The sequence below is a fragment of the Oceanospirillum sediminis genome (assembly GCF_014164585.1).
In the GTDB taxonomy this organism is placed as follows: Bacteria; Pseudomonadota; Gammaproteobacteria; order Pseudomonadales; family Halomonadaceae; genus Oceanospirillum; species Oceanospirillum sediminis.
On the sequence record NZ_JACJFM010000010.1, the window covers coordinates 24,907 to 37,608 of the forward strand.

Genomic DNA, 12,702 nt, shown 5'->3' on the forward strand with positions numbered 1-12,702 from the left:
GTTAATTTGCTTACAGACACAATAAATAAAATAAGAGTCATCCGGACTGAGAGGGAGTTACCACAGAGCTTTTGACCTGAGCTCTGAAAATATCCGGCTGATTCTGTAAGGAGGTTGATATGGGTGCGTTATCTCATATTCGTGTACTGGATATGAGCCGAATTCTGGCAGGCCCCTGGGCGGGCCAATTGCTGGCTGATCTTGGTGCTGATGTCATTAAAATCGAACGACCGCAGCGAGGGGATGATACCCGCAGCTGGGGGCCTCCCTGGATGGATGTGCATCAGCAGGAGCGGGGGGAAGCCGCTTATTATCTGTGTGCCAACCGCAATAAACGCTCCCTTGCACTGGATATCACCAGCCCTCAGGGGCAGGAAGTAATCCGTAATCTGGTTAAAGACTGCGATATCCTGCTGGAAAACTATAAAGTGGGTGGCCTGAAAAAATATGGCCTGGATTACGATAGCCTTAAAACGATCAATCCGCGCCTTATTTACTGCTCGATTACCGGTTTTGGTCAGGATGGCCCCTATGCGAAACGTCCGGGATACGACTTCCTGATTCAGGCCATGAGCGGCCTGATGAGCATTACCGGAGAGAAAGACGGGCGTCCCGGAGCAGGGCCTCAGAAGGTTGGTGTTGCCCTGACTGATGTTCTGACGGGTATGTACGCCACGACTGGTGTACTGGCTGCACTGGCGGCTCGGGAGAAAACCGGAGAAGGTCAGTATATTGACGTTGCTCTGATGGATGTTCAGGTGGCCTGTCTGGCCAATCAGGCTATGAATTATCTGGTGTCTGGCACGGCCCCGAAACGCCTTGGCAATGCACATCCTAATATTGTGCCCTATCAGAGTTTTGCCACATCAGATGGTTATATGATTCTGGCTGTTGGCAATGATGATCAGTTCAGAAAATTCTGTCGTGAGGCCGGTGCTGAGTATCTGGCTGATGATGAAAGGTATCAGACCAATGCTCAGCGTGTGGCTAACAGAGAGACTCTGGCAGAAACCCTGGCAGAACTGATTCTGACGCGCAGCACTACAGATTGGATCAACGCACTGGAGGCACTGTCCGTTCCCTGTGGCCCGATTAATACCATTAAGGATGTTTTTGAGGACCCTCAGATTCAGGCCAGGGGAATGAAACTGGATGTTGCCCATGATACAGCGGTGGCCGGTAGTATGCCTTCTGTTGCTAACCCGCTGAAAATGTCGGGTACTCCGGTACGTTATGACAGAGCCGCACCTACGCTGGGTGAGCATACACAGCATATTCTTAAAGAGGCAGGGCTGAGCTCAGATCAGATTACTTATCTTTATGAACAGGGAGTTATTTCAGGTGGAGAAGCAACTTAATGCCGGAAGCTGGTCTCTGTTTTTGATCTTTATCTGAACGGATGCATTCTGTGTTGCCGGGTGTAGCCGGGAGATCCGGTAACTTTTGACTTTAAAGCTTATGTTCAGGTGTTTAAGCGCCTGAACAACCAGTTATCAATATTTATACACTTTCCCCTCCAATCCGAGAGAAAAGAAATATCCAGGCCAGGAGGCTTAAAGTCTCTGTGCTGAATAGTCGCTTGGAGGGGGGATGGAGCTGATGTAATTCCATGCTTGAAAACACAGGCTATGTACCAGAATAATATCTCTTTATTGGAAGAAGCTATTTAGCTATCCTGTTACGATATTTTATTAGTAGTTGTTAAATTAATGCTAGTGATGAAAATCGAGAGATAGTATATGAAAAAAATTGAAAGCATTGTTTTCAGAAGTCGGTGGCTGCTTGCTCCTTTTTTTCTTGGGCTTATTCTGGCTTTATTTATTCTGCTTGGTAAGTTTTTGAAAGAGCTGTTCTGGCTGGTTTATAGCTTTGCTGAAATATCAAAAAATGATTCATTAATATCTATATTGACTCTGCTTGATGTTACCCTGATTGCTTGTCTGATCATTATTATTGTTTTTAGTGGTTATGATATTTTTGTATCAAAATTCAGTCATATTGAAAGTGATAAAAAGCCTGGCTGGGTAGGGAAAGTGACCTTTTCTGATTTAAAGCTGAAGTTAATTACTGCAATTGTAGCTATATCGTCAGTCGAGCTTTTACGCGCCATTATTAACATTGATAATAATACAAATGATGTAATGATGTGGAAAGTGGGGGTGCATATTACTTTTGTATTTACTGGCGTATTTTTTGCTTTGACTGATTATATTGTTTCTAAAAAGGGACAAGGGCATTAATTAGCTGCTTTCTTAGCCTGTATATCAGTACTTCAGGCTATGTAATTATAACCAGAAGGTACTGTGTTTCATTAGAGGAAAGTAAGCTGGCTGGATGCTCCCTGTTCTATATTGTTTTAATCAATTTGCACTGATGGATTCTGAAATTAACCCACTCATTATTCTCCAGCTGTTGTCTGGGGAATAATGACGGCCCGATTCACGATGGCTTTGTTCTCCTGTGGAATATTGTATTTCAGAGTTTGATTCAGCCAATCTTCAGAGTTTGTGTCGTATTCATCTCTGACAAGGCATTTCCGAGCATGTAAAAAAGATGACCTTGCGCTTGAAACAGACATAAATCAGCAGAGAAAAGCACAGAAAAACAAACGCATGAATGGTTGTAAGTGGTTGTTTATCCTTGTAAAAAAAATGGTTTTTTGTCCATAAGAAAATATTATGATAATTATAAATACCATATACTTTACTTATTTTAACGATATCTATACCTTCGGAAATAGTCTGTGCAGGGACTGTAAACAGCCAGAATTCTGAGCACCTGAATCGCTGTTTTCATGGACTGGAAGTTATATCCGGTGATTGAGAACTGTTTTACTGCTGCTCCGGCTCTATGGGCAGGAGAAGGGTTCAGTGCTGAGGAAAATTCTGTGACCTGAGTGAAAGTGCTGATATCGGTTTTAATCGCCGCTATTCAGTGTAAAAGCCGGGAATTGTGCAGGATTTGATCAGGATCTTGTTCGGGAATCAGGATTTAGCCCTGAAGATCTGATGGTGACATCCGCTGCCGGATTGCGCCCTATAAAATAATTAATAAGAGTAGAGAAAAATGCTGAAGAACTTTTCGAAACTGAAAAAACAGGTAATCACCGGAACTCTGTCTGTGGCTCTGGGTGCTGGCACTCTGGCTGCAACATCGACGGCATACGGTGCTGAGCATAACTGGCGTTTTGCTAACCTGTACACTCGTGGTACTGCATTTGGTGATGTTTACGGCAGCATGGCTGAAAACATCGAGAAAATGTCTGGCGGCCGCATCAAAGTTAAGATGATGTATGCTGGCGAAGGTGTATCCACTACGGGTATTCTGGGCGCGGTTAAATCCGGTCTGATCACTATGGGCGCACACTTCCAGCCAATGAATGCCGGTGAATTGCCAGCTGGTATTGTTGAAGTAGGTCTGCCAGGTGGTACGGCTGATGTGGGCGAGCTGAGTGTTCTGTTCCATGAGAAAGGTTTCAATGATGTTCTTAGCCGTGCTTACGGTGAGCAGGGTCTGGTTTACCTGAACCCGTACATCCAGCCTCCTGTATATCTGCTGACGAAAAAGCCAATCAACTCTGTTGAAGACTTCAAAGGTCTGAAGCTGCGTGCACCAGGTGCTTATGGTAAGTTCGTTCGTAACCTGGGTGCTTCTCCGGTATCTATGACCTGGAGTGAAATTTACACGGGCCTGGCGACAGGTGTAATCGATGGTTCTATCGGTAGTAACCTGATTGATCATCGTGATGGTAACCACGTAGAAGTGGCTAAATACATGTACCGTCTGCCACTGGCAGGTGCTCAGGTACTGCCGGTTATCGTAAACCAGAAAGCATGGAACAAACTGCCGGATGATCTGAAAGAGATCGTTAAAGCCGCTACTGCAGTACACGCTCGTGACCAGATGACTAAGTCGCGTCTGTGGGAATCTCAGGCGGTAGCAGATATGCAGGCGAAAGGCATGGAGTGGAGCCCTGAGCCAAGTAAGTCAGATAAAGAGGCCTGGGCTAAAGCCGGTGAAACATTGTGGGACGAGTATTCTAAGACAGACAAATTCAGCGCTGAGCTGGTCGAGATCCTGAAGAAGCAGTAAGCACTGATCTTACTCATCTTCTGACTTGATGTTCCGTTGTTAAATAAAGGGCGAAACTTCGCCCTTTATTTTTTTCACTTCAGGCTGTGGCGCTATGGTTAAAAAAATTTTTGTTTTCTACTGTTCAGGGATCGACCGGCTTGTCAGTTTTATCGGAAAAAGTATTTCGATTCTGATGCCCTGTCTGGCATTAGTAATCGCCTACGAAGTATGCTCACGATACGTTTTTAACCAGCCGACGATCTGGGCCTATGATACTTCGTTGTTTTTCTCTTCTTATCTGGCGGCATTAGGCGGCGCCTATGCTTACCAGAAGAATGCTCATATTAACGTGGACATTCTCTATCTGGCTGTTTCCAGTAAGACTAAGCGGGTATTTAATATTCTGACTGGCATTCTGGCGGCCTTTTTCATGTTTATTCTGATTATTGTGGCATATGAAAAGTTTGGCGAAGCGGTGAAGTTTGACTACCGGAAAATGAGTAACTGGGCTCCGCCTACGCACCATTTCTGGATGATGCTGATCGTGTCCGGCGCACTGATTATGCTGCAGATCTCCTGCAATATGATTAAAGACATTTATTATTTGTTTACTGCTCAGGATCTGATTCCTGAGCCTGAAATCGACGCAGACCAGGAGGAAGCTTAATATGGAAATTGAAGCACTTACTGGCATCTTATTATTGTGTATCCTGGTGAGCTTTGCTCTGGGTGCACCGGTAGGTTTTGCCCTCGGCGGCATTGCTATGGCCGTGGGATACGCCTCCTGGGGTGACGGCATTTTCAATATTCTGCCGAACACCTTTGAATCGGTACTGTTCAGCTTTATCCTGCTGTCGATTCCTCTGTATATCTATATGGGGCAGCTGTTGACCCGGTCTGGTATTGGTGATGCGATGTTTAATGCCAGCCAGCTGGTAATTGGCAAGCTGCGTGGCTCGCTGGCAATCAGTGTGATTGGCGTCTGCTCCATGATCGGTGCCATGGTGGGTATTATCGGCGCCGGGATTATGACCTCGGGCAGTATTGCACTGAAACCGATGCTGGATCGTGGCTACGATAAGAAGCTGGCACTGGGTGTCATTATGGCCGGTGGTGGTCTGGGTATCCTGATTCCGCCCAGTGTACCTATGATTATGTTCGCAGCATCCACGCAGAACTCTGTGGGTAAGATGTTTGTTGCTGCGCTGTTCCCGGCGGTTCTGGCGATTATCTTCCTGGTCAGTTATATCATTATCAGCTGCAAGCTGAATCCTGAACGAGCGCCTCTGGGCACAGGTCAGGAAGCGACGATGACGCCGAAAGAAAAGGCCCGCACCCTGCGTGATGGTTTTATGTCCGTGCTGCTTATCTTTGCGGTACTGGGCAGTATTATCAGTGGTATTGCCACACCTACGGAATCCGGTGCTATCGGGGTCGTGGGGGCCGTGATTCTGGCCTTCTTCTTTAAACGTTTCCGACTGGGCATGTTTAAGATGGCGGGTATGGAAACCGCCATGCTGGTCAGTGTGGCCATGTGGATTATCCTCGGAGCGACCCTGTTCAGTAACTTCCATCTGTTGATGGGCGTTCAGGATATGATTGCCAGCTTTACCGAAGATCTGGGATTACCACCTCTGGGTGTGATTATTCTGATGCAGCTGGTGATGCTGGGGCTGGGCTTTATCATCGACGAGTTTATTATCGTTCTGATGTGTGCGCCGCTGTTTACGCCAATTGTTGTGGATCTGGGTTTTGACCCTATCTGGTTCGGTATCCTGATGATTCTGAATATTGAGATTGCCGTACAGACACCGCCTTATGGTTTTGCTCTTTTCTATCTGAAAGGGATCGCTCCTCCCGGAGTGACCATGCTGGATATCTACAAATCGGTGACGCCTTTCATCTTGCTGAAACTCATGGTACTGATCATTTGTATGCTGTTCCCTGATCTGGTGATGTGGCTGCCGAATAAGGTGATGGGCCCCTGACTGATCTATAAATTATTTGTGTCATATTAGGGGTGCGGAGACGCACCCTTATCGTTTGTTTTGCAGCATAGCGCTGACTCTGATCTTTAAGGACTGATATGTATAAATCGATTCTGATCCCGATGGATCTGGAACATGAAGATATGTTTCCTAAGGCTGTCGCTCTGGCGCAACAGCTGATAGGCAATGAGAATGGCTTTATTCATGGGGTCTATGTTGATGAAACCATGATCCATCATGCCAATTTTTCTATTTCTGGTGATGCTGTTGAACAGGCCCGACAGGAAACCAAACAACAGGTGAAGGCCTTGTTCAGAAAGCATGTGCCGGAAGCTTTGCAGGGTAAATGCCGGGTGCGTAAAGGTGTGGTTTATGATGCGGTGCTGGAAGAGGCGGGAAAGGTCAAGCCGGATGTCATTCTGGTGGCGGCAGGTCGTCCGGGGTTATCCAGTTATCTGCTGGGTTCTAATGCCGAGAAAATTCTGCGCCATGCGGATTGTTCTGTGTTTGTGATCCGGGATGATCATAGCTGGTAAAACAGCGTCTTAATTATGCTTATCGGTATCTGATGATCCGAACAGGCTGCCATAATTGGTGGCCTTTCTGGACAGGCGCATCAGACAGATCAATGCGCCTTTAACAGAATGTTTATCGGTTATGGCAGAAGATTCCGGATAACCGGGATCGGGCTGAGGATATGTTCGTACATCAGTTGTTTAGCCCGTGCTTTATCTCTGTCAAGCAGGGCATCTACCAGATCAGAGTGTTCCTGACGCTTCCCTTCTAAGGCCGATTGTGAAAATACGGTCTGACGCAGCCATAGCTGACGATAGCGTTCGGCCTGGTCCAGTAAAGACATTCTGAGTTCCAGCAGTTTGACGGAGCTGCAGCCATTGGCAATCGCGTTGTGGAAGGATTTATGGCGACTGTCCCAGACCTCCAGCATCTCTTCCGGTGAATTGACTTCGTTCACTCTGGATAATTTATGAGCTTCACCCAGAACTGTGGCTTCCCAGCTGTCATCACCACGCTCAACGGCCAGTTCGGTGATCAGTGCTTCCAGATGGGCGCGGGCATCATAGATATCGGTCAGTTCTTCTAAAGACATTTCGGCAACACGAAACCCTCGCTGACTGATAGCGGTTACCAGGCGATCAGCCACCAGCTGTGACAGAGCTTCACGCATAGGGCCTGCACCTATGTCATAGCTCTCTTTCAGATGGCTCATCAGCAGTTTATCGCCAGGCTGGTGTATTCCCTTGATGATATCCTGCTTCAGGAGTCTGTAAGCGATAGTGGCCTGATTCGCCTTGCTTTGTGCTGCGGTGTCTTTGCTCATTTCGGCATCCGTTGTGACCAGATCGTCTGATTATAAACTCAGACTGGAAAGGGATAAATCAGCTATTTTGTCTTCAAATTATAAAAATGTAGATATTTTTAAATAATAAATATATTATTCATCTGCACATGGCATTTGATGTGTCGCATTACCCTATATGCACTTCAGGAGTCGAGAGATGAGTGTTGTTGAACAGGCAGGCATTCCTGCAGAAACGAAATACCAAGGTTTTACTTTAGCTGTATCTGAGCAGAGCAATGGCCGCCTGCTGCAATTGACGTTCAACAAGGAAACCGTTGATCAATTCTTTGCTGCAATTGAGGAATGGCCGATTCAGGCGCTGGAGTATAAATCTTTCCTGCGTTTTCGTGTCGCGAAAGTACTGGATGATCTGTGTGGTAATCAGCTGCAGTCTTTGCTGGTGGATACGCTGGTTGACCGTAATACCGGTGCTCTGCTGATTACTCCTGAAGGTCTGGATGATGTATCTCAGGCAGAAGATATGGTGCGTTTCACTACAGCTGTATGTCACCTGATGGGTCGTTCTAACTTTGATGCCATGAGCGGTAAGTACTATGCCCGTTTTGCGGTAGTGAACAGCGATAACTCTGACAGCTACCTGCGTCAGCCACACCGTGTTATGGAACTGCACAACGACGGTACTTACGTTGAAGAAGATACTGACTTCAACCTGATGCTGAAGATTGATGAGCAGAACATGGAAGGCGGTAACTCTCTGCTACTGCACCTGGATGACTGGGAAGATCTGGAGAAGTTTTCCACTAACCCTCTGGCATTCCGTGATATCCGCTGGGCTGTTCCGCCAAGTAAGAATATCTCTAAAGAGACTTACCACCCGGTATTTGATCTGGATGTAAACGGTGACCTGATCACCTCGTACATCGATCAGTTTGCTCAGCCTGCTAACTTTGAAGAAGGCGTATGGCTCTCTGAGCTGGGTGAATCTTTCGAAAGCAGCAAGGGTATTCAGTCGATCCGTGTACCTGTGGGCAGTTTCCTGCTGATTAACAACCACATGTGGCTGCACGGCCGCGATAAATTTACACCACATGACGGTTTACGTCGTGAGCTGATGCGTCAGCGTGGTTACTTCACGCATAAGAAAACGCTGCGCAACCCACGTCAGTAATCTGAGGCGTGTTTTCTTAAGGTAAATGTTCCGGCAGGGACTTGTTCATCCAGTGTCTATTCATAACAATAGTCGCTGAGATAAATTCAGACCTCTGAGAGGCTTGCCTCTCAGGGGTTTTCGCGTCAGGCGAGGAATAAAATGTACGATTACATCATCATCGGCGGTGGCATTGTTGGTATGTCCACTGCGATGCAGTTACTGCAACAACAACCCGGCAAAAAACTGCTGGTGGTCGAAAAAGAAGCTCAGGTCGCTCAGCATCAGACTGGACATAACAGCGGCGTGATTCATGCCGGTGTTTATTACACGCCGGGCAGTCTTAAAGCTAAATTCTGCCTGGAAGGTAATAAAGCGACCAAAACCTTCTGTGATGAAAATGATATTCCGTATGATGAATGCGGTAAGCTGCTGGTTGCGACCAATGAGCTGGAAATGGAGCGCATGAAAGCGCTGTGGGAGCGCACTGAAGCCAACGGCCTGGAGCGCTACTGGCTGAATGCTGAAGAGCTGAAAGCGCGTGAGCCGAATATCACAGGTATCGGCGGTATCTTTGTCCCTTCCAGCGGTATTGTCAGCTATCGCCGTGTGACCGAAGTGATGGCGGATAAAGTCCGTGAAATGGGTGGCGAAATCCAGTTTAACTGCGAAGTAACGGCACTGAAAGAAAGCGATTCTGATGTAACGGTATTCACCAGTCGAGGCAGCTTTACCAGTCAGTATATGATCTCCTGTTCAGGTCTGATGGCGGATCGTGTAGTAAAAATGCTGGGCATTAAGCCGACCTTTAAGATCTGTCCTTTCCGGGGTGAATATTACCTGCTGAAACCAGAGCATAATCAGGTGGTCAATCATCTGATCTATCCGATCCCTGATCCGAGCATGCCTTTCCTGGGGGTACACCTGACCCGCATGATCGATGGCACGGTAACGGTAGGTCCGAATGCGGTGATGGCCTGGAAGCGTGAAGGTTATAAAAAGACCGATATCTCTCTGAAAGACAGTCTGGAAGCACTGACTTATCCGGGCATTCTGAAGGTACTGTATAAAAATCTGAAGCCAGGTCTGATCGAAACGAAAAACTCTCTGTTTAAAGGTCAGTACCTGAAGGAAGTGAATAAATATTGTCCGAAGATTGTAAAATCGGATCTGCAGCCTTACCCGGCAGGTGTACGTGCTCAGGCGGTGTCTGAGGATGGTAATCTGGTGGATGATTTCCTGTTTGTGAAGACAAAACGCACCATTAATGTCTGTAACGCCCCTTCTCCGGCAGCGACCTCTGCGATTCCGATTGGTAAACATATTCTGCAGGAAGCGGCTGAAAATTTTGCCTGATAGCAGAGCTTATACTCTGACTCTGAGCTGGCATCAGCTCCGGCTCCGGACAGATATAAACTGCGGAGTTATCAGAGCAAACAATAGCTAAGGCTTTGTTTTTAAAGATCTGTTTGATTCAATGATCTTATACAGACCCAGCTATCACTGACAGCGGAAGTATCTTTGAATATTCCCGCTGTTTTTGTATATGTTGCTTGATAATCAAAAATTATAAAAAATATATATTTCATATATTGTACTTATTGCTTCCAGGGATATAACTTCTTGCCTATCCAATAGCAATAAGCGTAGCGGACCGGGTGGTCTTCTGCGGTATAACAATTCCAAACTGATACGAGTAAATAGACAGAGGTGAGACATGAGCCAGCGTGTCGCGTTTAACTGGGAAGACCCGTTCAATCTTGATCAGCAACTGACAGAAGAAGAGCGCATGGTGCGCGACATGGCCCGTGAATACTGCCAGGGTCGTCTGCAGCCCCGTGTTCTGGAAGCTAACCGTGAAGAGATCTTCCATCGCGAAATTATGAATGAGATGGGTGAAATGGGTCTGCTGGGCAGCACACTGCCGGAAGAGTACGGTTGCGCCGGTGTAAACCATGTTTGCTATGGCCTGGCGGCACGTGAAGTAGAGCGTGTAGACAGCGGCTATCGCTCTGCAATGAGTGTGCAGTCTTCCCTGGTCATGCACCCGATTTACGCGTATGGCTCTGAAGAGCAGCGTCAGAAGTATCTGCCAAAACTGGCCACCGGTGAGTGGGTTGGCTGTTTTGGTCTGACCGAGCCAGATGTTGGTTCTGATCCGGGTGGTATGAAAACCCGTGCTGAGCGTGTTGATGGCGGTTTCCGTGTGACCGGTGCCAAAATGTGGATCACCAACTCGCCGATCTCTGATGTGATGGTGGTATGGGCGAAACTGGATGGTGAAATTCATGGCTTCATTCTGGAACGTGGTATGGAAGGTCTGAGCACACCGAAGATTGAAGGTAAGTTCTCTCTGCGTGCATCTATCACCGGTGAAATCGTGATGGACAACGTCTTTGTACCGGAAGAGAACCTGCTGCCTAATGTAAAAGGTCTGAAAGGCCCGTTTGGCTGCCTTAATAAAGCCCGTTATGGTATTGCCTGGGGTGCACTGGGTGCGGCTGAATTCTGCTGGCATGCTGCGCGTCAGTACTCTCTGGATCGTATTCAGTTTAAACGCCCTCTGGCTGCGACTCAGCTGGTGCAGAAGAAACTGGCTGACATGCAGACTGAAATCACTCTGGGTCTGCAGGGATGTCTGCAGGCAGGTCGTCTGATGGATGAAGGCCAGTGCCCGGTTGAACTGATCTCCCTGATTAAACGTAATTCTTGCGGTAAGTCGCTGGATATCGCCCGTGTTGCCCGTGATATGCACGGTGGTAACGGTATCTCTGATGAGTTCCACGTAATCCGTCACTCCATGAACCTGGAAGCGGTGAACACCTACGAAGGGACTCACGATATTCACGCACTGATTCTGGGTCGTGCACAGACCGGGATTCAGGCATTCGGCTGATCATTATTGTCAGCTGTTCAGTGCCTTTAGTGCTGCGCTGAACAGATACCGGGCCCTGCCAGGTCCGGTATGCACTGTGTTCGTGTCCTTTTCCCTGTTTATCTCTGCTTAGCAGGGGGAAGTTTATTGCCAGGCCAATTGTGCTTTGCAGCCCGCCATGAGCGGGCTTTTTTTGTCTTGGCCGGATAATCGTTATCGTGCCCTGATTCGTTGCTCCGGAACAACTTCATCAAATTTATTCCGATTGTGATTATCAGGCTTAAATCTTGACTATGCCGGTATCTGAGCGTGTTCAGCGTTATTCTTCATGATCTCGCAGGAAACACCACTGATCGCCTTTACTCTGCTCTTCACTGAAATAATATCCGTCCAGATCAAACTGTTTCAGCTGCTCAGGTCCGGTCAGCTGGTTTTTAATAATGTAAGCGCTCATCAGTCCTCGGGCTTTTTTGGCATAGAAACTGATCATTTTGTATTGTCCGTTTTTCCAATCTTTAAAGACCGGTGTGATAATCCGGGCCTGCAGTTCTTTCGCCTTTACTGCTTTAAAGTACTCATTTGAAGCCAGGTTAATCAGTACCGGTTCAGGCTGTTCGGCTAACTCCTGATTGAGTGCTGCCGTCAGTTTATTACCCCAGAACTGGTACAAATCTTTGCCCCGCTGGTTAGCAAACTTTGTGCCCATCTCCAGGCGATATGGCTGAATCAGATCCAGCGGTTTCAGCAACCCATACAGACCCGACAGAATTCTCAGATGTTGCTGAGCAAATACAAAATCCTGTTCCGAGAAGGTTTCAGCCGCCAGTCCTGTGTAAACGTCGCCTTTAAATGCCAGCAAAGCCTGTTTGGCATTGTCCTGGGTAAAGGGGCGACTCCAGCTGCCAAAACGAGCCATGTTCAGTGCTGCCAGCTTATCACTCAGTTTCATCAGGGTTGCAATATCAGCCTGAGAAAGATGCTTCAATTCATTAATCAGGAGCTGACTATCATCAAGCCAGTCCGGTTGACTGAATTGTTCGGTCACAGGGGCGGTTTCAAAATCCAGCGTTTTGGCTGGTGATATTACAATTTTCATCGCAGATTCCGGAGGCTGTTGACTGAATGCGTAATCATAACAGCATCTTATACCCTGGTGAAATAGTTGGTTATTGCGGTGCACCATAATATTGCTGAATGGTGTTTTTTGCACTTTTTTGGTGCGCTAAGTGTCGAGTGTATTGCTGTCTTATGACAATTTTGGTGGCTTATTCATCTGTTATATAGTTATTTGTCAGAT

Annotated in this window: 11 protein-coding genes; 9 read left to right on the forward strand and 2 right to left on the reverse strand. The window is 47.1% G+C overall.

Annotated features, from left to right (window positions below; all coding sequences use genetic code 11):
• Positions 1-119: 119 nt before the first annotated feature.
• From H4O21_RS09695 to H4O21_RS09720, 6 genes are all read left to right on the forward strand, one after another.
• On the forward strand, positions 120-1,358 hold the full coding sequence (locus H4O21_RS09695; protein ID WP_182808667.1) for a CaiB/BaiF CoA transferase family protein: 1,239 nt from the start codon (positions 120-122) through the stop codon (positions 1,356-1,358).
• A 381-nt stretch (positions 1,359-1,739) separates the two neighbouring features.
• On the forward strand, positions 1,740-2,240 hold the full coding sequence (locus H4O21_RS09700; protein WP_182808668.1) for a TIGR00645 family protein: 501 nt from the start codon (positions 1,740-1,742) through the stop codon (positions 2,238-2,240).
• An 826-nt stretch (positions 2,241-3,066) separates the two neighbouring features.
• Complete coding sequence (locus H4O21_RS09705) at positions 3,067-4,092, forward strand: TRAP transporter substrate-binding protein (protein ID WP_182808669.1); 1,026 nt, start codon at positions 3,067-3,069, stop codon at positions 4,090-4,092.
• Between the two features lie 94 nt (positions 4,093-4,186).
• The gene (locus H4O21_RS09710; protein ID WP_182808670.1) at positions 4,187-4,741 is read left to right on the forward strand and encodes a TRAP transporter small permease subunit; all 555 of its coding nucleotides are present in this window, start codon (positions 4,187-4,189) and stop codon (positions 4,739-4,741) included.
• A 1-nt stretch (position 4,742) separates the two neighbouring features.
• Entirely contained in the window at positions 4,743-6,062 is a 1,320-nt protein-coding gene (locus H4O21_RS09715; RefSeq protein ID WP_182808671.1) for a TRAP transporter large permease, read from the forward strand.
• A gap of 98 nt (positions 6,063-6,160) precedes the next feature.
• Entirely contained in the window at positions 6,161-6,598 is a 438-nt protein-coding gene (locus H4O21_RS09720; RefSeq protein WP_182808672.1) for a universal stress protein, read from the forward strand.
• Between the two features lie 119 nt (positions 6,599-6,717).
• Here H4O21_RS09720 and csiR read toward each other — a convergent pair whose 3' ends face one another.
• The gene (gene csiR / locus H4O21_RS09725) at positions 6,718-7,401 is read right to left on the reverse strand and encodes a DNA-binding transcriptional regulator CsiR (protein ID WP_182808673.1); all 684 of its coding nucleotides are present in this window, start codon (positions 7,399-7,401) and stop codon (positions 6,718-6,720) included.
• A gap of 178 nt (positions 7,402-7,579) precedes the next feature.
• Here csiR and glaH point away from each other — a divergent pair, with 178 nt between their 5' ends.
• From glaH to H4O21_RS09740, 3 genes are all read left to right on the forward strand, one after another.
• Positions 7,580-8,551, forward strand: a complete 972-nt coding sequence (gene glaH / locus H4O21_RS09730; protein ID WP_182808674.1) for a glutarate dioxygenase GlaH — start codon at positions 7,580-7,582, stop codon at positions 8,549-8,551.
• Between the two features lie 141 nt (positions 8,552-8,692).
• The gene (lhgD, locus tag H4O21_RS09735; RefSeq protein WP_182808675.1) at positions 8,693-9,886 is read left to right on the forward strand and encodes an L-2-hydroxyglutarate dehydrogenase; all 1,194 of its coding nucleotides are present in this window, start codon (positions 8,693-8,695) and stop codon (positions 9,884-9,886) included.
• A 361-nt stretch (positions 9,887-10,247) separates the two neighbouring features.
• Positions 10,248-11,426, forward strand: a complete 1,179-nt coding sequence (locus H4O21_RS09740) for an acyl-CoA dehydrogenase (RefSeq protein WP_182808676.1) — start codon at positions 10,248-10,250, stop codon at positions 11,424-11,426.
• 298 nt (positions 11,427-11,724) lie between these two features.
• Here H4O21_RS09740 and yaaA read toward each other — a convergent pair whose 3' ends face one another.
• Complete coding sequence (gene yaaA, locus H4O21_RS09745) at positions 11,725-12,501, reverse strand: peroxide stress protein YaaA (protein ID WP_182808677.1); 777 nt, start codon at positions 12,499-12,501, stop codon at positions 11,725-11,727.
• Positions 12,502-12,702: the final 201 nt, after the last annotated feature.